General features: G+C 70.5%; 12 protein-coding genes. 5 read left to right on the forward strand and 7 right to left on the reverse strand.

Going from position 1 to position 20425, the window contains the following annotated elements; genetic code table 11:
- Window positions 1-54 precede the first annotated feature (54 nt).
- On the reverse strand, window positions 55-3330 hold the full coding sequence (locus ACWDUD_RS04200) for a (Fe-S)-binding protein (RefSeq protein ID WP_450108417.1): 3276 nt from the start codon (window positions 3328-3330) through the stop codon (window positions 55-57).
- Between the two features lie 411 nt (window positions 3331-3741).
- Between ACWDUD_RS04200 and ACWDUD_RS04205 the strand changes: the two genes are divergently transcribed.
- Both ACWDUD_RS04205 and ACWDUD_RS04210 read left to right on the forward strand, forming a co-directional pair.
- Complete coding sequence (locus ACWDUD_RS04205) at window positions 3742-4410, forward strand: ammonium transporter (RefSeq protein ID WP_450108418.1); 669 nt, start codon at window positions 3742-3744, stop codon at window positions 4408-4410.
- Window positions 4411-4755: 345 nt separating this feature from the next.
- Window positions 4756-5253: a hypothetical protein gene (locus ACWDUD_RS04210; protein ID WP_450108419.1), complete on the forward strand. Its 498-nt coding sequence runs from the start codon at window positions 4756-4758 to the stop codon at window positions 5251-5253.
- Between the two features lie 76 nt (window positions 5254-5329).
- Here ACWDUD_RS04210 and ACWDUD_RS04215 read toward each other — a convergent pair whose 3' ends face one another.
- The 5 genes from ACWDUD_RS04215 to ACWDUD_RS04235 form a co-directional block, all read right to left on the reverse strand.
- The gene (locus ACWDUD_RS04215) at window positions 5330-6622 is read right to left on the reverse strand and encodes a S1 family peptidase (RefSeq protein ID WP_450108420.1); all 1293 of its coding nucleotides are present in this window, start codon (window positions 6620-6622) and stop codon (window positions 5330-5332) included.
- 164 nt (window positions 6623-6786) lie between these two features.
- Complete coding sequence (locus tag ACWDUD_RS04220) at window positions 6787-8103, reverse strand: S1 family peptidase (RefSeq protein WP_450108421.1); 1317 nt, start codon at window positions 8101-8103, stop codon at window positions 6787-6789.
- Between the two features lie 66 nt (window positions 8104-8169).
- Entirely contained in the window at window positions 8170-9783 is a 1614-nt protein-coding gene (locus ACWDUD_RS04225) for an Hsp70 family protein (protein WP_197250663.1), read from the reverse strand.
- Window positions 9774-12197 (reverse strand): LuxR C-terminal-related transcriptional regulator, encoded by a 2424-nt coding sequence (locus ACWDUD_RS04230; RefSeq protein WP_450108422.1) that lies wholly within the window; start codon window positions 12195-12197, stop codon window positions 9774-9776. The genes ACWDUD_RS04225 and ACWDUD_RS04230 overlap by 10 nt, the downstream gene beginning before the upstream one ends.
- A gap of 8 nt (window positions 12198-12205) precedes the next feature.
- Window positions 12206-13975 carry an Hsp70 family protein gene (locus ACWDUD_RS04235; RefSeq protein WP_450108423.1) on the reverse strand — a complete coding sequence of 590 codons (1770 nt, stop codon included), beginning with the start codon at window positions 13973-13975 and terminating at the stop codon, window positions 12206-12208.
- A 230-nt stretch (window positions 13976-14205) separates the two neighbouring features.
- Between ACWDUD_RS04235 and ACWDUD_RS04240 the strand changes: the two genes are divergently transcribed.
- Genes ACWDUD_RS04240 through ACWDUD_RS04250 form a run of 3 tightly spaced genes read left to right on the forward strand, consistent with a single transcriptional unit; the run spans window position 14206 to window position 19126 of the window.
- Complete coding sequence (locus ACWDUD_RS04240; RefSeq protein WP_450108424.1) at window positions 14206-15810, forward strand: IniB N-terminal domain-containing protein; 1605 nt, start codon at window positions 14206-14208, stop codon at window positions 15808-15810.
- 56 nt (window positions 15811-15866) lie between these two features.
- Entirely contained in the window at window positions 15867-17678 is a 1812-nt protein-coding gene (locus tag ACWDUD_RS04245; protein WP_450108425.1) for a dynamin family protein, read from the forward strand.
- A complete protein-coding gene (locus ACWDUD_RS04250) occupies window positions 17675-19126 on the forward strand; it encodes a dynamin family protein (RefSeq protein WP_450108426.1) in 1452 nt (483 codons plus the stop codon). Before ACWDUD_RS04245 ends, ACWDUD_RS04250 begins: the two co-directional genes overlap by 4 nt.
- 49 nt (window positions 19127-19175) lie before the next feature.
- Here the strand turns inward: ACWDUD_RS04250 and ACWDUD_RS04255 are convergent, their stop codons facing one another.
- A complete protein-coding gene (locus ACWDUD_RS04255) occupies window positions 19176-20159 on the reverse strand; it encodes a hypothetical protein (RefSeq protein WP_450108427.1) in 984 nt (327 codons plus the stop codon).
- Between the last annotated feature and the right edge of the window lie 266 nt (window positions 20160-20425).

Raw genomic sequence — 20425 nt, forward strand, 5'->3', positions numbered from 1 at the left:
TGAATGTCGAATGGCCCCCTCCTGAATCGGAGGGGGCCATTCGATGTCGAGAGATTACCTGCGGCCAGGCGGCTTGATGCCACCCTTGATCTGCAGGCCGCCCGGCTTCGCCTTCGGCGGCGGCGGGACGTCCGCGGCCGGCTTGGCGGGAGCTGGGGTCTCCTCGGCGGCGGGAGCCTCGGCGACCTCGGGCTCGGCGGCCTGGGGCGCTTCCGCCGCAGGTGCCGGAGCAGCCGCAGCGGCAGGTGCCGCTGCCTTCTTGGCGCCCGGAGCCTTGAACCCACTCTTCATCTGAAGTCCGCCCGGCTTCGCCTTCGGCGGTTCCGTCACGGTGGGGGCCGCTGCGGCCGGAGCCTCAGCAGCGGGAGCCTCAGCAGCGGGAGCCCCAGCAGCGGGAGCCCCAGCAGCGGGAGCTTCGGCAGCCGGTGCCGGAGCACTCGGAGCGGCAGGTGCCGCAGCCTTCCTGGCGCCCGGAGCCTTGAACCCGCTCTTCATCTGAAGTCCGCCCGGCTTCGCCTTCGGCGGTTCCACCGCGGCGGGAGCCTCGGCAACCGGAACCTCGGCGGCAGGTGCCGCTGCGGCCGGAGCGGCCGGTGCAGCCGGAGCCGCGGCGTTCTTGGCGCCGGGAGCCTTCAGGCCGCCCTTCATCGCCAGTCCGCCGGGCTTGGCCTTCGGTGCGGCCGGGGTCGCCGGAGCCTCGGCGGCCGGTGCTTCCGCCGCCGGTGCGGCAGCGGCCGGAGCCGCGGCCTTCTTGGCGCCGGGAGCCTTCAGGCCACCCTTCATCGCCAGCCCGCCCGGCTTGGCAGCAGGCGCTGCCGGAGCCGCAGGTGCCTCGGCTGTCGGAGCAGCAGGGGCCTCGGCCTTCGCGCCGGGAGCCTTGAGGCCGCCCTTCATCTGCAGACCACCGGGCTTGCCACCCGGAGCCTTCAGACCGCCCTTCATCTGCAGGCCGCCACCCTTCGGGGCTGCGGCGGCTGCCGGAGCAGCCGCGACGGCGGCTGCCTCGACCTCGGCGACACGTTCGGCCTCGAGTTCCTCGGCCTCGACCTCGGCGGTGACCGGGGTCTCCGGCTTCTCGGCCTGCACGACCTCGAGGTTCGCGCTGAGCCGGCTGGGCTCGAGCCGCGAGATCGACGACAGCATCAGCTGCGCGACGTCGACAACCTCGACACCTTCACCCTGGCCCTGTTCCTGGCGAGCGGTGACACCGTCGGTGAGCATCACTCGGCAGAACGGGCAGCCCGTCGCGATCTTCGACGGCGCGGTCGTCAGTGCCTCGTCGACGCGGTCGATGTTGATGCGCTTACCGATGCGCTCTTCCATCCACATGCGGGCACCACCGGCACCACAGCACATGGAGCGTTCGCCGTGACGCGGCATCTCGCGCAGCGTGGCACCGGAGGCTTCCATCAGCTCACGCGGCGCGTTGTACACCTTGTTGTGGCGACCGAGGAAGCACGGGTCGTGGTAGGTGACGTCCTCGCCCAGACGCGCGACCGGCACCAGCTTCTTCTGCCGCACCAGGCGGTTGAGCAGCTGGGTGTGGTGAACGACCTCGTAGTGGCCGCCGACCTCCGGGTACTCGTTGTTCAGCGCGTTGAAGCAGTGCGCACAGGTCACGACGATCTTGCGCTTGGACTTCTCGGTGCCCTCGAACACCGAGTCGATGACCGCGATGTTCTGCTGCGCCAGCTGCTGGAACAAGAACTCGTTGCCGGCGCGGCGAGCCGAGTCACCGGTGCAGGTCTCCTCGGCGCCGAGCACCATGAACTTGGTGCCGGCGGTGGCGAGGAGTTCGGCGACGGCCTTGGTGGTCTTCTTCGCCCGGTCCTCGTAGGCACCGGCGCAACCGACCCAGAACAGGTACTCGTAGCCGTCGAAGCTGTCCGCGTCCTGACCGAAGACCGGGATGTCGAAGTCCATCTCAGAGATCCAGTTCAGGCGGTCCTTGGAGTTCTGGCCCCACGGATTGCCCTTGTTCTCGAGGTTCTTGAACAGACCCGCGAGCTCGGACGGGAAGTCCGATTCGATCAGCACCTGGTAGCGGCGCATGTCGATGATGTGGTCGACGTGTTCGATATCGACCGGGCACTGCTCGACGCACGCACCGCAGTTCGTGCACGACCACAGCGTTTCGGTGTCGATGACCGGCGCGAGCTCGCCCGCTTCGACGAGTTCGGCGGTTTCACCGACGAGCTTGCGGTCGGCTTCGGCGCGGGCGGCCGCTGGGATTGCGGCGATCTTCTCCTCCAGCACGTTGCCTTCGCCGTCGACCAGGCCGACCTCGTCGCCGCCGAGGTCCTTGCGGCCACCGGCCAGCAGGTAGGGGGCCTTGGCGTAGCCGTGGTCGCGCAGCGACATCACCAGCAGCTTCGGAGACAGCGGCTTACCGGTGTTCCAGGCGGGGCACTGGGACTGGCAGCGACCGCACTCGGTGCAGGTCGAGAAGTCCAGCCAGCCCTTCCAGGAGAAGTCCTCGATGCGGCCGGCGCCGAAGGTGTCCTTGTCCGGGTCGGCGTCTTCCATGTCCACGGGCTTGCCGCCGGACATCATCGGCTTGAGGGCGCCGAGCGCGACGCCGCCGTCGTCCTCACGCTTGAAGTAGATGTTGAAGAACGCGGCGAACCGGTGCCAGGCCACACCCCAGTTGATGTTGCGGCCCACGACGTACAGCCAGATCATGCCGGACATCAGCTTGACGAACGCGAAGATCGACACCATCACGGCGCTCGCCGGAAGCAGCTTCGCGAGGTTCATCGTGAAGAAGTCGGTCCACGGATTCGCGTGGCCGTAGGTGGCGATCTTGCCGGCCTTCACGAAGATCATGCCGAGGCCCTCGATGAGGACGACGGTCTCGACGAAGTAGGCGGCCTTGAAGTCGGAGCCGCCGAAACGCGACAACCGGCCAGGCTGACGCGGGTGGTTCAGCTGACGGATGATGATCAGCGTGACGATGCCGATCACCGTGCCGAGACCGAGGATCTCGTCGATGAAGTGGTAGACGGCGGTGCCACCGATGAGCGGCCAGTGGAACTCGGGGTTGAAGGTCTGTCCGTATGCCTCGAACCAGACGATGGCGCCGAGCAGGAAGCCCACCATCACCAGCCAGTGGGCCCAGCCGACCGTGCGGAACTTGTTCATTCGCGTGTGCGCGAGGAACTCGACGATCATCTGCTTGAAGCGCGGGAAGAACGGACGCCACCGATCCGGGGCCGGTTGGCCGATCCGGACGGTGTTGACCATCTTCAGTGCGCCGCCGATGAACGAGTACCAACACACGAGGCTCAGCAGCACGCCGATCGTGCCCAACGTGATCGTCAGGGCATTCATACGTGGCCTTTCGTGTCGGGGGCGGCTCCGGGCCGCCTGGTATCAGCCCCAGCATCGTAGCGCGTCACAAGTTACCCGCCGGTAACTTCTCTGATTCTGGTTACTCGTCGGTAACTTGTGACGGAACTGCCGAGGTTCTCTGCCACAAGGTAGAGGTCGCACCGTCCGTCCCAACTGCTCAGGATGACCTAAGTCCCTCTCGGGTCTCGAATCGGCGACCGTCACACGGCTTTTCGCGCACATTTGTGGCACCACCCGGTAACGAAGTCGGGTGTGATTTCGGATATGATCAGCAACAGCCTGCACGCTGGGGTTTCTCGCTATGGGGAGTGAAACTTTGCGGTGCAAAGCTGATCCATCCAGGGGGGCGTCCGTCGGGGGCGTGCGCCACATGTCACAGAACGGGAACAAATGAAGCTCAGGAAGCTTGCAGCGGTGGCCACCATGACCATCGCGGCGATGGGGATCACGGCGGGTACCTCGTACGCGGCGCCCGCCGAAGCTGCGCAGGACGAAATCAACTACGAGGCGAAGGTCGAGGGCGATTCCGTCGTCACCGTCATCGATGCGGGTGCCTTCAAGGTCTCGGGTGACGGCGAGAGCGTCGAGCTCCAGGACGCCGACGGCAACGCCGTGCTGAGCCTGCCGCTCGCCATCCAGCTCGGCGACCTCCAGCTCCCGCTGGAGCGGGAGATCAGCGAGGACGGCAAGACCCTCACGCTGACCCCGGTCACCGATCCGTCCAAGGCCACCCCGGTTGCGCCGGAGGACAAGGTCGCTCCCAGCCTGACGCCGGTCAGCCTCAAGCTGCAGGACGTCGCGTCGCCGGACGAGAACATGAAGGCCCAGAACAACTTCTCCTCCCAGCTGGGTATCGCGACGGCCGTCGGCGGCTTGCTCGGCACCATCGTCGGCGCTGTCGTCGGTACGTTCGTGATGCCCGCCGTGGGTACTGTCGCGGGCGCGGGTATCGGTGGCGTCATCGGCACGATCGTGGTCGGCGGTCCGACTCTGGCCATTGCAGGCATCGGTCTGATCCAGACCCTGCTGGCACCGCCGGGAACCACGCCTTACGCGTGAGACCAGCAATAACGGGTTCGGCCCGGCACCTCTCGGTGCCGGGCCGAACCCGTTTCGCATGGATTCCGTCAGCCGAGTGAGCCGGCGTACGAGACGATCTTGGCCGCGTAGATGACGATATCGATGATTACGCCCAGCACTGGTGGTACCTCAGTTTCGTTGGTGACAGGAAGTACGGATCGTAACGATTTCCGGCGGCGCGAAGGTGGCCGACGTCTCGCTCGGCGTGTATCGCCCGCCCGGTCGGGACAGGCGGACCCCGGTATCCTGATCCCCGGTTCGCAAGGGGGAATCGCCCACACAGGGCTGTCGGATTCGAACCGAAGAAAGCAAAGGAACAAGAACTTGAAGTTTGGGAAGACGACTGTCGCCACCGCGGCACTTGCCGCTGCACTCACGATGACGGCCTGCGGCTCGGACGAGAGCGACGACAAGGGGGCGGCCACCTCGACGACCACCACCACCGCCGCTGCCACCACCGAGGCTGCCGCGTATCCGCCGGTCCCGACGGCCGCCGAGCTCAACGCGTCCCTGGCGATGGCCTTCGACGAGACGGTGCCGCTCGAGCAGAAGATTCCGCTCGTTCAGGGCGCCGAGCAGGACCCGGAGCTCATCAACCAGGTGGCGGCCGCAGCGAAGGCGAACGACGCGGTCATCACCGTCGTCGACGTGGTCGACGGCGGCGACGGCACCGCAACCGCCGGTATCGACATGATCATCGGCGGCAACCCGAACCCGGGCACCGTCGTCTTCGTCGCCGAGGACGGCGTGTGGAAGCTGTCGAAGGACAATGCCTGCGGTTTCGTCTCCCTCGCGCAGCTGACCTCGCCGGTCTGCTCCTGAGCGCTCCCGCTCGGTACCCGAGAACCGAAAAGGCCGCCTCCCGTCCGGGAGGCGGCCTTTTCGATGTGTGGACCTGTTACCAGGTGCGGACCTTCAGGCCCGGGTTCTCGGCGAGAATCGCGGAGATCGGGGTCGCGTACAGCTCGGGGCTCTCGCCCAGGATGCCGCTGACGACGCCGGCGATCTCGCACATCTGGTACTGGCCGACGTTCGACGCGCTGGAGATGCCCAGGGCGAGGGTGCCGGTCACCAGGGTGCCGCCGCTGTCGCCCTGCAGGGCGCACAGGTTGGTGGAGAAGCCGCCGTCGAGCACCCGGTGGCCGATCTCGACGGTCTGGTTCGAGGCCGTCACGACACCGCAGCTGTACCCGGTGCGGACACCGGACTTGCACACGGGCGCGCCGACGACGGGCTCGGCGGTGCCGGTGACGGCGAGCGGTGCCGCGAGCGGAACGCGCACGCCGTTGTTCTCGAACCGGCCGCGAGCCTCGGCGGTCGGGCGGATCAGTGCGTAGTCGCGGTGGTCGAGGCTGGTCTTCTCGAACGTGCCGATCTTCTGGCCGAGTCCGTCACCGATGGCCTGGAAGACCTCGGACGCGTACTGCCCGCCCGCCTGGGCGCGGTTCGGGTCGCAGTGACCTGCGGTGATGTTCACCGGGCTGCCGGAGCCGTCGACACCGTTGAATCCGAGCGAGCAGCGCAGGCCGGTGCCGGCACCGAACGCGGCGTAGGCGTCGCCGCCGAACAGCGCATCGGCCGAGGCCAGCCCGGCGATCGGCTCGAGCTTCAGCAGTTCCGGTTCCAGGGTGGCCGGGGCGAGCAGCACACGCGTGCCCTGGAGGGCGTCGGGGAGCTGCAGGCCGGCGACATCGGAGGCGCGCACCACGACGTCGTTGTGCACGAGGTCGATGGCGATGCCGCGCACCAGATCGGCGACCGCGGGCGGCTGGGTGTCGAGCCAGTCGTTCAGTTGCTTCGACAGGCTTTCCAGCTCGTTTTCGCTGCGCTCGACCGGCTGAACGGTGAATCCCTCGTCCTCGGCGGCGTCGCGCGCGGCGTCGTGCTCGTCGCCGTCGGCCAGGCCGACCGTCGGGGTGCCCTGCTCGTCGAGCCAGACACCGGCGAACACGTCCGCGAACTTCTCACGGGCGGTCGCCGCGAACTGCGCGAGCTCCTGACTGCGGTCGGCATCGGCGATGAACCGCTCGGGGCTGATGCCGAGGTCGCGCGCAAGCGCGTCGACCAGCTCGATGGGCAGGTCGGCGGGCTTGTCGGCCGGTTCGGCCTGCGCCGAGGCAATGGTGGGGCCGAGCAGCAACAGTGCTGCCGAACCGATCACCGCTGCCCGACGTGCGAAGGAGCGTCGCATGAATGCCTTCCTCATAGGTCCTGCTCGTGTGCAGGTTCGGCGACTACAGGGATCTTGCTGTCTACACGGTCTGGTCTGGCTCTATGCAAAGCCGCCGTCCCGAACGCGGGGCGGCGGTCGATGCGTCAGATCATATGGGGTGAAGCGGGCTGGAGGGCGGCGGGTCAGGCAGGTTCGCTCGCGGTTCGAACCCGCGTGCCCGTCGCGTTCTCGATGTCGCGAATCGGAATGCCCAGGCTGGACGTGCCGCCGTTCGGGGCGAGCACCAGGTTCGCCTCCACGCAGTCGGGGGCCCCGGCGCTGTTCGAACCGCTGATGACGCCGAGCGCGAGGGTGCCGGTGACGATCGCACCGCCGCTGTCACCGGAGAGGGTGCACACCGTTGTCGCGAAGCCGCGGATCGTGGTGCTGTCCCCGTCGGGGTAGACCAGCTGGGTCTCGATGCGGTCGGCAGAGACGATTCCGCACGTGAAGTACGACGACTGGCCGGACTTGCACACCGGGGCCCCGACGACCGGAACCGCTGTGCCGGTGACCGTCAGCGTCGAACCGTTGCCGCCGCGCACCACCGGCCGGTTCAGCCCGGCGTCGACACCGGCCTCGTTGAAGCCGATGATCCCGTAGTCGAGGGGGCTGTCGGTACCGACCGACGAACGGGTGAACGCCCCGATACGGGTGCTCTCGTCGATGTTCTCGCGGTTCGGCAGGTACACCGCGGAACCACCCTGCGGGCGGGCGACCGCGTCGCAGTGGCCGGCGGTGACGTTCACCGCGTCACCGTTGGAATCGACCGCGTTGAACCCGAACGAGCAGATGCCGATGCGATCGAGCGGCGTGGAACGCACGTCGCCGTCCGCGGTGATGTAGGTGTCGCCACCGAGCGGCGCCGGATCGTTCGGCGGCAGGCCCGGCGTCAGCTGCACCTGCACGTTCGCGATGAGCGACGGGAGATTCAGTGCACGGCCGATCGGGGTGTTCACGACGTCGACGACGAGCTGGTTGTTGAGCACGTCGATCGAGGTGGACTGCACGACACCGGCCACGTCGCGCGGCAGGGCCGCGACCCAGCGGTTCAGTTCGGCGAGCGCCGACTCGAGACCGTCTGCGGACACCGGCGCGACCGTCGCGGTGTAGCCGTCGCTCTCGGCTTTGCGGGCCGCATCGGAGTTCGTGACCGCGACGACCGGCTCGCCGTCGCGGTTGATCCACGCGCCCGCGAAGTCCGCGGGACGCTCGGACCGGAAACCACGGGCGTACTCGCCGAGTTCCTGCGCCCGGGCCGACCGCTCGAGGTACTCCTCGGGAGACATCTGCAGATCGCGCTGGACCGCCTCGATCAACTCGGCCGGAAGCTCGTCCGCGGGGTCCGCCTGAGCGGTCGCAGTGAACGGACCGACCAGCAGCAGCGCCGACGCGGCAGCGACAGCCAGCCGGCGAGCAGTGGTACGTGCAGCGGCGCGCGACGCCGGCGAGAGACGCATGAAAGCCCTTCGTTGTGATCGATGTGCGGTTACGACGATCGGAAACAGCCTACGGGAGCGGTTCGGTTAGGAATCGTTCCCGGGGGGAGTTGAGGGAGAACCCGGACCCGAACCCGGCGATCCCCCTGGCTCGCTCTGAGTAGTGGTCGGTGTCGGGGTCTGCCTCGTGGTGGTCGGGGTCGGGGTGTCCCGGTCCCGGCTCCGCGTGGGCTTCTCCTCGGTGGTCTGCCAACCCGGGGCCGGTCTGGTGGTCGTGGTCTGCGGCACCGTGGTGGTGGTGACCGCTTCCGCCTGACGCGAGGTCGTGGTCTCCGCCGGTTCCGCCGTGGCCGTCGAGTCGTCGACCGGGGCCACCACGGGTGCGGCCGGCTCGGTGGTCGTGCTCTCCGCTTCGGAGGACGTCGGCGGCGCACTCGTGGTGGTCGTCGTGGTGCTGGTCTTCGCCGGCGTGGGACGCGGCGACTGCAGTTCCGGAATGGTCGCGGTCACACGTTGGTCGGCCACCGATGTATTGGTCTCGGCGGCCGAGTCACGCTGCGTCAGCACGAGCACACCCACCACGGCCAGCAGCACGACCGCCGCGGCGCAGATGGCCAGCAGGATCGGCGAGGGACGCCGTGCGGTCGAGTCCTCGTCCGGCGCGATCGTCGCCACGTCGCCCGCGCGGGCCGTCGACGCGGTGGTCCGATCGGTCTTCGGAGGCTGCGCGGTCGGCATCGCGCGGTGCGGCTCGCGGGGCGCGACCTTCGGGATCACCGTGGTGGCGTCGGGATCGACGAGCCGCGGAGCGGACCCGTTGCCCTGCGGAGTCTGCTTGCGCGGCAGACTCGTGCGGGTCGTCGGGATGATCTGCGTCGAGCCGAGGTATTCGACGGAACCGGCCGCGGCCGCGAGCGCGGCGCCGCGCACCATCGTCTGGTGCGGATCCGGCGCGAGCGCGCACCTCGTTCCCAGCCCGGCCTTGACGGACTGCGCGACGAGCTGTGCTGCGGCGGTGTCCACGTTCTCGTCGGTGGTGACGACGACGGCATCGAGGTTCGCCATCTGCCATCCGAAGCCGGCCAGTGCCGTCGACAGCTGCTTCGTGACGGGCGGTGCGTCGGCGATCCCGAACCGGACGGGCTTGCCCGCGGCGATACCGGCACGGACCAGCGTGACAGTCGAACCGTGGTCGTCGATGTGATAGACCGCGACGAGACGGCCGGTCTGACGCGACACCTGGGATTCGAACCAGGCCGCGGCGGCCTCGGCGTCGGACACGAGCGACACGTGCCGCAGGCCGACGTAGTCGAGGGCGTTGCGCAGCACCGCGATGGTCGAGGGTGCCCAGTCCGTCGGATGGGTCGCGACGACGGTGTACTCGCGGTCGCCGATCAGCGGCGCGGCATCGGCCAGCAGGCATTCCATCGCGGTCGCCACCAGGTCCTCGGCGCGGGACAGCGATCCGTCCGCGGCGCGGATGCCGGCCTGGTTGCCGACGTGTTCCAGGAAGTGGGTGAAGGAACTGGCCCCTTGATCGAGAACCGGGTCGATCTCGCCGAGGGTCGCGGTACCGTCCTGGTGCAGGTGCACTGCACTGCGACGTTCGATCGGTGCGGGACCCGGCTGACCGGGGACGGCGGAGGTCACGGCAACCGATGAAACGGTGGTGCCCACGCGCAGGCCGACGCCTACGGACATGCCGAAGTTCCCCCCTTCTTCTCACTGCTACTACTCGTACTAATGCGACCGTCGCCCCCGTGCCCCATCGCCCGGAGCATGGAGATCAGCTCCGAGCGGGAACCGGCACCGAGCCGGCGCCGGATCCTGGCCACATGATGTTCGACGGTCTTGCCGGAAATGTACAGCCGTGCACCGACCTCGCGATAGGTCAGGCCGGAAACCACGAGGTCGGCGACCTGTGCTTCGCGGTCGGACAACGGTCCGGTCGTCGGCGACACCGTGTCGGCGGACGTCGCGGCGGGATCGGCGGTCGTCCTCGCCGGATGCCGTAACGCGCGCGCCACCTGCAGCAATCCGGTCGCGGCGGCGGTGTCGCCGGCCCGCAGCGCGGCTTCCCCGGCCAGCCGTGCGCCGTCCCAGGGCAGTCCGATCGCCGCGAGCGATTCGGCGGCGGTCCGCACCCGGGTGGGGTCGACGTCGTTCTGCAGAAGCCGCAGCCATGCCTGCCCGGCCCGCGCCAGCGCGGCGGCGTACGCGGTGGACTCGGCGGCGACCGCCAGGGCGCGGGCGTGCGGCAGCAGTTCGTCCGGCCGCTCCGCCGCGATCGCCGCCTGCACCCCGTACCAGTGCAGCGCCGCACCCCACAACGGGGGCTCGCCGAGCGCGGTGAGCAGATCCCGGGCCTGCGCGACCAGGTGTGAGATGCGCGGTGCGTCGCCGACCCGGACGGCGGCCAGCCACAGTTCGCCGAGGGGAAGCAGGCTCAGCAGGTCGACGGAGTACTCCGCGACGACGCCCTGCGCGGCCTCCCATTCGGCGTGCAGGCGCCCGGAGTCGCCGCTGCGCCGGGCGGCACCGACCCGTAGGCCGTGCAGGAACAGCCGGTCGCGCTGGAGAACCGCGCGGCCGGACAGGTCGTCGGCCGCGGCGGACGCTGCGGACAGGTCGCCGCCGAGCAGAGCTGCCCACGCCGCCAGCAGTTCGTGCCGGACCGTGAGCGTGGTGTGCCGGGCCAGCACGTTCGTCGCGTGCGTCAGCTCGCCGGAGTGCAGGCACAGCAGCGCCGTGATCGCCTCCACGGTGTCCGGTTGCACGACGGTGCGGGCCGTCCCGCGCATCGACAGCGCGCGGGTGAGTGCGTTCATCGCGACCCGTCCGTCACCGCCGATCGATTCGCGCAGGCCCTCGGCGAGCAGTCGCGCGGCGGCCGCCGAGGACGTGGGCGCGACGGCGGCAGAGGTCTCGAGCATGCGCATCGCGGCCTCGGGACGGCCGGCGGCGAGCAGCACCGCCGCCCCGATCGGCGCATCGGCCCCGGCCCGGTCCGGGCCGAGCCACTCGTACAGGTCCGCGCTGCGGCCGAGCATGCCGTCACCGGCCGCGACGGTCGCGGCGATCCGGACGGCAGTGGCCAGATCTGCCGGGGAGAGTGAGCCGGCGCGTTCCAGAATCTCGTCGGTCAGGGCGGCGGCGGTTGACCGGTCGCCGGTCGCAGCGGCGACTTCGGCGCGCCGCAGTGCCAGGTCCGCCGCGTCGGCACCGGCGCGCACCGCCGCGGCGTACAGGTCGGATGCCTCCGCCGGATTCGACGAATCGGCTTGGGCTGCAAGGTAATCGGCGAGCCGAGGGTCGGTAAGTCCGGCTGCTGCGAGACGCGACGCGACCGGGACGGTCAGCAGGTCGCGGTCGACGCGGCACGACAGCAGTCCCTGGGCGACGGTCCGGAATCCGTGCGGGCCCAGCGACGCGGCGGGAACACCTGAGGCGGCCGGGACCAGTTCGTCGCCACCGGTCGTGAGGAGGCCGCTCGCGTGTGCGGCGTCGGCCAGGTCGTGGGCGAGATCGGCATCTATGCCGAGCGCGGCGGTGAGTTCGGCAGGATCGGGGGCTCCGCCCAACTCGACCAGCGCCAGCGCGCCGGCGAGACCGGGATTGCCGGCGAGCCGGGTGCGCACCCGGTCCACGGCAGCGGATCGCGGATCCGCGCCCTCCCGCACTGCGGCGAACGCCGCGTCCGCGAGGTCGCGCGCGCCGCCGGTGAAGGACAGGACCGCGCGTACGAGCGTCGGATCGGAGATCCCGAAGGCCGTTGCCCGGTGCAATGCTTCCTCAATGGTGAGCGGCCGCAGCGCAACGGTGCACGCGTGCGCGGCACCCGTGCTCATCAGCTGCAGCATCTCCGCGCGGTGGGGCCGCGGCTCCGTGGCGACGACGATGCCGTGATCCCCGTGGATCATCCGATCGGCCAGGTTCCGGATCTCGTCTGCGGGCAGGCGATGCGCGTCGTCGACGACCACGATGTGCGGAAGCGTTTGCCGGATCTCGTTGAGCAGCTTCGTTTTCCCGGTGTGGGCGCCGCCGACGACCAGTAGTCGCGGCGGATCGGCGGTCAGCGCGTGCACCACAGCGCGGGGGAGTGTCGGCGAACTCATCCGCGCTGTCAGTTTCCGCCGCCGAGCAGGCCGCCGACCGCGTTCCCGGTGCCTTCGACGACCCCGCCGAGACCGTTGCCGACGCCCTCGACCACTCCGCCGAGACCGTTGCCGACGCCCTCGACGGCCCCGCCGACGCCGTTGCCGATGCCTTCGGCGGCCTGGCCGACACCGGCACCGCTCGGCTGCGAGGGTGCGGCCGGGGGTTGCGCCGGGGGCTGTGTCGTCGTGGGTGCCGGGGCGGGCGGCTGTTGCGCGGGTTGCTGTGTGGCGGGTTGCTGCGTGGCGGGTTGCTCGGGTGCCGGTTCGCCGGGGGCCGCGGGCGCGGGCGAGCCCGGAGCCTGCGGACCGCCGGGGGCCGCGGTTGCGGGCTGGACCTGCACGGTCGAGCCGGGCGTTGCCGGGGTCGCGGCGGTCGCGGCGGGGTGGGTTCTTTCCGCGGGTGCACTAACCGGCGTGGTGGTCGGCTGGTCCGGCGTGGTGGGCGCGCCGGTCGCGACCTCGGTCGGCGCGGACTCGGCGCCGGCCTCGCCGGTGCTTGCCGTCAGCGTGCCGACCGCGAGTCCGCCGCCGGTGATGACCACGATCGCGGCGGCGGCCGCGCCGATCAGCGCGAACCTGCGTGCCTTGGATCGCAGCGGTTGGACGGGCTCCCGTGGCGTGACCGCCGGGCGGGTGAACGCGGCGGGCGGGACCACCACGGACAGTTCTGTCGTGGACGCGTCGTCGGCCGGGCGGATCGGCTCCGGTGTGGCGGCAGCCGGGTCCGCGAGCCTGTGCGCCGCGTCGAGCGCCGCACCGGTCGCCGCGGTGTCGGCGGGCTGGGGTGCGACCGTGACCGGCAGGCCGAGTTCGAACGAAATCGATTCGGCGACAAGGGGTATGGAGGATCCGCCACCGACGAGCAGAACGCGGCTCACATCGGACGGGTCGATGTCGGCGCCGCGCAGCGCCTCGGAGATCAGCGGCAGCGAATCTCGCACCGGACCCCGCGCGAGTTCCTCGACCTCGTCACGTACCAGCCGCACATCGCGTCGGACACCCGGCAGATCGACCGCGACGACGGCGTCGGTATCCGCCGACAACTCCTCCTTCGCCGCGCGGCACCGGGCCCGCAGCTCGGTGAGCGCCTCCACGGTGGCCGGCTCGAACGGGTCGAGGTCGACGTCGCCGACGGCATCGAGCACATGGGTGGTCACGAGGTGATCGAGCACGTCGCCGCTCACCTCGTCGGTCGACAGCGGGCGGCCCAGCACCTCGGGTTCGGCGCCGGTGCGGAGCACCGCGACGTCGAGGGTGTGCGCACCCAGGTCGTAGACCACGACGACCTCGTCGCCGAGCGGACCGTGCGCCGACCGGAGCCAGTGCACCGCAGCCACCGGTTCGGGCATCAGCGTCGCCCAGTGCAGACCCGCGCGGTCGAGTGCCCCGCGCAGCGCGTCGACGGTGTGCTCGGGCCACGTGGCCGGGTAGGTCACCGTCGCAGCCCCGTGCGGCGGAGACGCGTGGAGCAGGCAGGACACCGCGGTCGCGGTGAGGTCCTCGCCGGTGACCGAGGTGCCGTCCTCGGACAGGATGCCGACGGGGTCTCCGACTCTGTGCACGAAGTCGGTGAAGACCCGCGTGCCCGTCTCGTGGCCCAGTTCGGCGGTGCCGTCGTCGTGCAGGCGCACGACGGTGGGGCGGCGCAGGACCGTCGGATCGTCCGGTCGTTCGGGCACGATGGCGGCAGCCACCGCGTTCGCCCATCCGATCGTGACGCCCAGTCCTGCTGTCATCGGTCGCTCCTGACGAAATTCGTGGCGGGACGGCTCCGCCGGGTCGACCGGATATGTCGTTTCGCGGCTGCCTTTCGTTAGCGGGGCGTCCGAATGGTGGGGCCCGGCCCCTATTGCCGCTCGAGCCCCTAATGTACCGACGCAGGCAGGTGGGGGTGCCGACCCCCTTGGGTGCGGGGGCCGGGGGTTCCTACGTTCGAAATCAGCCCCGAACGCTCAAGGAGATCGCGATGTCCAACGCTGTGCTCGACTTCATCCTCGCCCTGTTCCGCGACGAGGACGCCCTGGCCCGTTACTGCGAGAACCCCGACCTGGTGCTCGCCGAGGCCGGGCTGACCGACGTGTGCCACGCCGACATCGTCGCGGTCGCGCCGCTGGTCGCCGACACCGGTCTCTTCGCGGGATCGGCCGCCGACCTGACCGCCGCTCTGAGCGGGGCCGGCACGATCGCCGGCACTGCCGCCGCCGGTCTCGTGGGTGGCGCCGGGCTGGGCGCCGCTGCCGGTGCCGGGCTCGGTCTGGGTGCCGGTCTCGGTGGCGGCCTGGGTGGTGGTCTCGGCCTCGGTCTCGGGGCGGAGGCCGAATCCGAGGCGGACGGCGATCTGCACCTCGACACCGGTCTCGACATCGGTGCGGTGAGTGAGCTGGCCACCGCTCTCGAAGCGGTCCTGCAGGTGGGCGGGCAGGCCGGCGTCGAGTTGGGTGCAGCTGTCGGATCCGTCCTCGACACCACGCTGGGCCTCGGCGGAGGAGTGGCCACCGACCTCGGTGCGGCGGTCTCGGGCGCACTCGCCGGTGGTCTCGGACTCGACGGAAGCGTCGCCGCGGACCTGGGTGCCGCGCTGGACGCCGCTCTCGGTGCGGCCGGGGGCGTGGCTGCCGGTGCCGATCTCGGCGCCACCCTCGAGGCGGTCTTCGGGGTCGGTGGCGACCTCGGCGGCCAGGTGGGCCTTGCCCTCGGGGGCCTGCTCGACACGGCACTGTCCGCCGGCGGCGACTTCTCCACCGCGGTCGACGCCGCGGTGGGCGGCGGCGCGGACCTCGGCGTCGCGGTCGGTACCGCACTGGCAGGCGCGCTCGGGGCCGGAGCGGAACTGGGTGGCTCGCTCGGCGGTGCCGTCGGCTCCGCCCTCGACCTCGGCGCCGATCTGTCCGGCGGTGTGGATGTGTCCGCCGGTGTGGGTGCAGCTGCCGACCTGTCGGCTGCGGTCGACTCGGTGCTGCAGGTCGGTGGCGAGGCCGGGGCCGGGCTGGGCGGTGACCTGGCGACCGGTGTGTCGGTCGGTGCCGACGTGGCCGCCGATCTCGGCGCGCAGCTCTCCACCACCCTCGGCGGCGGCCTGGCGGCCGGTGCGGATGTAACGGGCGGGCTCGTCGCCGACAGCCTGGTTGCGGTCGACACCGCGGCAGAGGCCGGTGGTCAGCTCACCGGGGCGGTGTCCGGTGCGGTCGACGGTGCCGTGTCCGGGGCGGCCGACGCCGCGGCCGGTCTGGCCGGTGGAGTGTCCGGAGCCGTCGACGGCGCAGTGACGGGTGCCGCGGACCTCGGTGCCGGAGTTTCGGGTGCCGTCGGGGGAGCAGCGGACCTCGGCGTCGATCTCGGCGCCGGCCTGGGAGCGGGACTGCAGGGTGCCGCGGACCTCGGGACTTCGCTGTCCGGCGGGGTCCAGGGCGCGGCGGACGTGTGGTCGTCGCTCGACCCGGGCGACGTGTTCGGCAACGCCGCAGGCACCGGCGGTCTATTCGACTCCTCGCTCGGCGGCAACGGCCTGATCGTCGGCGGATCGAGCCAGGTCGGCCCGGATTCCGTCGACATCGACGACCTCCTGAACTGAGCCGGGCCGTCATAATCACCCTCGATCGACAACAGAAGGCGAGCCGACGCAGCATCATGCAGAACACACCGGTCGACCCCGCGAGCCGTCGCGCCACACTCGCCGAACTCGTCGACGAGGCAACCGAACACACCTGCGCCGCGGGCCGCGCCGACCTCGCCGCCAGGCTCGCCGCGACCCGCACGCGGGTGGTCGATCCGCGGCTGCGGGTCGTCGTGGTGGGGTCGCTCGGCCAGGGCAAGAGCCGCTTCGTGAACGCGCTGCTCGGGCTCGACGTGTGCGCGGTGGGTGACGACGAGACGACCGCGGTCCCGACCCTCGTCCAGCACGCGGCCGAGGCATCGGCCGCACTGGTGGTCGCCGAACCGGGCGCGGACCCGGAGCGGGTTCCGATCCCGCTCACCGAACTGCGCAGCGCCCACGCGGACGGACACGAGATCCGGCGGCTCGAGGTGAACGTGCCGAGCCCGCTGCTCGCCGACGGACTCGTCTTCGTCGACACCCCGGGTGTCGGCGGGCACACCAACCCGCACACGTCGGCGACCCTCACGCTGCTCTCGTCCGCCGACGCGGTGTTCGTGGTCTCGGACGCGAGCCAGGAGTTCACCGCGCCGGAAGTGAGCTTCCTGCGGCAGGTCCGGACGCTGTGCCCGGCGGTCGCGGTGCTCGTCACCAAGACCGACCTGTATCCGCACTGGCGGGCGATCGTCGACGCCGACCGCACCCACCTGCAGCGCGCCGACCTCGACGTCCCACTGCTGCCGGTGTCGTCGCTGCTGCGCGAGCACGCGCTACGCCTCGACGACGAATCGCTGCACAGGGAGTCGGGGTTCGCGGCCGTCTACGACCACCTGCGCGACCGGGTCCTCGCCCGCGGTGCCGATGCCGACCGGCGCGCGGTCGCGCAGGACGTCGCGGGCGTCGTCGACCACGTCGCACTGGGGGTAGCCGGGGAACTCGCGGCGCTGCGCGACCCGGACGCCGGGGCCGCCGCCGTCGAGGACCTCGTCCGCGCGAAAACGGCGGCCGAGGCCCTGCGCGCCCGCGCGGCCCGTTGGCAGCAGACCCTCGCCGACGGCATCACCGATCTGGCCGCCGACATCGAACACGATCTGCGGGACCGGTTGCGGCACGTCACCCGCCTCGCCGAGGCCGCGGTCGACGAATGCGACCCCGGAAAGGAGTGGCCGCGGCTCGGGCAATGGCTCGCCGAACAGGTCGCGGAATCCGTCGGGGACAACTTCGTGTGGGCGCACGAACGGTCGACCGCCCTCGCCGCGACGGTCGCCGACCTGTTCGCCGCCGACGGGGCGACGCGGTTGCCGAACCTGCATCTCGCCGACCTGGATTCGCTGTTCGAACCGGTCGATCCCCTCGAGGATCTCGACCCCGGCCGGATCGGACCGGGCCAGAAGATGCTGGTCGGAATGAAGGGCTCCTACGGTGGCGTCCTCATGTTCGGCCTCGTCACCACGTTCATGGGTATGGCACTGATCAATCCGGTGTCGATCGGCGCCGGAGTCGTGCTCGGCACCAAGGCATATCGCGACGACAAGCAGGCCCGCATCGCGAAACGACGTCTCGACGCGAAGACCGCGATCCGGCGATTCACCGACGACGTCGGCTTCCAGGTCGGCAAGGAATCGAAGGATCGGTTGCGGTCGATCCAGCGGCAACTGCGCGACCACTTCACCGAACTCGCTGACCAGACACTGCGATCGGTGTCGGAGTCGCTGCGCGCGGCGCAGGAGGCCGCGACGGTGGAACAACAACAGCGGCAAGGGCGCATCACCGAACTCGAGGAAACCCTGAAGACACTTGTCGCCCTGAGGGATCGGGCACGCGAACTGGCGGGAGCGCAAGCATGAGTGCAGTACCGGGCGCAGCCGCGTATTTGATCGCCGAGGCACGGGCGGTCTACGGCCGGGACCCGCGGGTCGCATCGCAACTGGCAGAATGCGAAGCGCGGCTGGCGCAACCGCTGCGGGTGGCACTGGCAGGCTCCCTCAAGGCGGGAAAGTCCACCCTCCTCAACGCCCTGGTCGGCCAGGACATCGCCCCCACCGACGCGACCGAGTGCACCCGCGTGGTCACCTGGTACCGCAACGGGGCCACGCCCTCGGTGACCGCCCGCTACGACGGAGACCGGTCGCGGCCGGTGCCGCTCCAGCGCCGGGACGGCCGGCTCACGTTCGACCTGGGGGATCTGACCGCCGACCGCATCGACGGAATCGACGTCGAGTGGCCCGCGAGGGCACTGCAGCAGACCACCATCATCGACACACCCGGCACCTCGTCGCTCTCGCAGGACGTCTCGGCCCGCACGCTGGACCTGCTCACCCCGGACGACGCGGCCTCCGGCGCCGACGCCGTCGTCTACCTGATGCGCACCCTCGGTGCCGCCGACGTGCAGTTCCTCGACCGCATCGGCCGCCACGTCGGTGGGGAGTCCGGGCCGCTCGGGGTGATCGGTGTCGTCTCCCGGGCCGACGAGATCGGTGCCGGCCGCGCCGACGCGATGATGTCGGCGAAGGACGTCGCGTCCCGCTTCGCCGGGGAACTCGAACGCACCGGGCTGTGTCAGGCGGTCGTTCCGGTCGCGGGCCTGCTCGCGCTCGGTGCGCGAACCCTGCGCCAACGCGAATTCGCCGCATTCGAGGCGCTCGCCGGCGTCTCGGCCGCCGATCTGCAGGCGGCGATGCTGTCCGTCGACCGCTTCTCGCGTCCGGACATGCCACTGCCCGTCGACCCCGAGTTGCGCGCGCAGCTCGCGGACCGGTTCGGGCTCTTCGGCATCCGGATGGCCGTCGCGCTCGTGCAGCTGGGGGTCCGTGACTCCCCGACGCTCGCCGCGGAACTGCTCGCGCGCAGCGGGCTCGACGAGCTGCGGCAGGTGATCGACGTCCAGTTCGGGCAGCGCGCCGATCAGCTCAAGACCCATTCGGCGCTGCTGTCGCTCGGGCGGGTGCTGCGTGCGTGCGGCGACCGGCACCTGCTCGCGTCGGTGCAACGTGAACTCGCCGATGGACACGGGTTCGTGGAACTGCGCCTGCTCGGCCGGTTGCGCTCGCGTCCCGTCGCGCTCGACGACGAGGAGCTGTTCGAGCTGCAGCGCCTCGTCGGGGGTTTCGGGATCGAGCCGCGGCAACGACTGGGATTGCCCGACGACGCCCCCGCCCCCCAGGTCCGTGCCGCGGGCGTCGCGGCGGTTCGTGCGTGGCGCGCGCGGGCCGAGCACCCGCTGCTGGACCCGTTCACCGCACGGGCCGCATCGGTCGCGGTGCGCAGTGCGGAAGGTGTGCTCGCCGGCGTCTGATGCACCCGCGCGCCAGGTTCCGGTTTCAGCTGCGCACTGGGCACGGGTTTCAGCCGCGCGCCGGGCGGACTGCGGCGCGCGGCATGCATCGCGCCGGTGTCTTCGCCGTCGGCGGGTGCGGGTGGCGGGAGCGCTCGACGGCTCGCGCGAAGCGATCCGCGACGACGTCGAAGCGGAACAGCTCCGCCCACGTCCACCGCACGACCTCGAATCCCAGGCCGCGAATTGCGTCCTCGCGCAGCTTTTCCTGGCGGACGGACTCTGCCGTCGACGCAGGATCCCCGGCGCCGTACTTACCCATACCGTCGAATTCGCCGACGATGCCGAGTTCTTCCCAGAAGAAGTCGACGCGGGCGACGAAGGTGCCGTCGGGTGTGAACAACTCGCGTTGCAGGCTCGGTTCGGGGATTCCGGCCGAACGGAGCCGGAGGCGGCCGAGGGATTCGCCGGCGCTTTCGCTGCGTCCGTCGAGAAAGTCGACGACGCGTCGCGCCGACGCGACCCCGGCGCGCAGGGCAGCACCGTCGAGCGCGGCCGGAATTCCCACGAGAGCGGACGGATACCGTCGCAGCAACGAATCCCCGGCGATCACCGCCTCGTCGACGGTCAGAGACCGGGCGAGGTCGACGATCGTGCGCGCGGGTGAGGTGACCGCGGCCGCGCCGACGACGAATATCTCCTCGCGCGCGATCGGCGCCGGATGGACGTGGAGGTTGTCCGTCCGTCGTCCACCAGACCTCCGGTCGCGGGTGATGTGTATGCGGGACAGGTCGGGGTTCCACAGGTCGGCTCCGTGGAACAGTGCGGCGGTGACGTGGCTGAGCACCGCGTCCCAGCCGAGCGTGTGCTGCACGCATCGCGCTCGGACACGGTGCTTGGCGTCGTCGTCGAGTGCGTCGGCCTCGGAGCGGCGAAGGTACGCACCGGGCGCGACCGGAGTGAGAGCGCCACTGCGCAATGCCTGCCGCAGTTCGTCGGGGGTGATGCCGGAGGCGAGAAGATCGGATCGGTAGATCGGTGTCGGATCGGTCATGCCGGTCAGCGTGGCCGTGATCTCGGTGATTCGGGACGCTCCGATGGCGAATTGCCCAAATCTGTGGATCGAATAGGCGCCTGTGGATAACCCCGTCGCCGCAGCCGCCGACGGGGGAGACAGCGGCGCGATGCATGCCGCGCGCTGCTGTCTGGCGGTTGCGCGGCTGGCGGGGGCTAGGGGTGATCCGCGTCACGCACTGGAACAAATACGTGACGGTTGCGGTTAAACCCATCGACAAACCTGAGCGTGCCAGACTCAACTTG

The organism is Rhodococcus sp. NPDC003382 (assembly GCF_053589135.1).

What these genes read in the sequence shown, in the direction of transcription:
- ACWDUD_RS04200 (WP_450108417.1), bottom strand. Translation starts at nt 3,330, where the DNA reads ATGAATGCCCTGACGATCACGTTGGGCACGATCGGCGTGCTGCTGAGC.
- ACWDUD_RS04205 (WP_450108418.1), top strand. Translation starts at nt 3,742, where the DNA reads ATGAAGCTCAGGAAGCTTGCAGCGGTGGCCACCATGACCATCGCGGCG.
- ACWDUD_RS04230 (WP_450108422.1), bottom strand. Translation starts at nt 12,197, where the DNA reads ATGAGTTCGCCGACACTCCCCCGCGCTGTGGTGCACGCGCTGACCGCC.
- ACWDUD_RS04220 (WP_450108421.1), bottom strand. Translation starts at nt 8,103, where the DNA reads ATGCGTCTCTCGCCGGCGTCGCGCGCCGCTGCACGTACCACTGCTCGC.
- ACWDUD_RS04235 (WP_450108423.1), bottom strand. Translation starts at nt 13,975, where the DNA reads ATGACAGCAGGACTGGGCGTCACGATCGGATGGGCGAACGCGGTGGCT.
- ACWDUD_RS04245 (WP_450108425.1), top strand. Translation starts at nt 15,867, where the DNA reads ATGCAGAACACACCGGTCGACCCCGCGAGCCGTCGCGCCACACTCGCC.
- ACWDUD_RS04255 (WP_450108427.1), bottom strand. Translation starts at nt 20,159, where the DNA reads ATGACCGATCCGACACCGATCTACCGATCCGATCTTCTCGCCTCCGGC.
- ACWDUD_RS04215 (WP_450108420.1), bottom strand. Translation starts at nt 6,622, where the DNA reads ATGCGACGCTCCTTCGCACGTCGGGCAGCGGTGATCGGTTCGGCAGCA.
- ACWDUD_RS04250 (WP_450108426.1), top strand. Translation starts at nt 17,675, where the DNA reads ATGAGTGCAGTACCGGGCGCAGCCGCGTATTTGATCGCCGAGGCACGG.
- ACWDUD_RS04240 (WP_450108424.1), top strand. Translation starts at nt 14,206, where the DNA reads ATGTCCAACGCTGTGCTCGACTTCATCCTCGCCCTGTTCCGCGACGAG.
- ACWDUD_RS04225 (WP_197250663.1), bottom strand. Translation starts at nt 9,783, where the DNA reads ATGTCCGTAGGCGTCGGCCTGCGCGTGGGCACCACCGTTTCATCGGTT.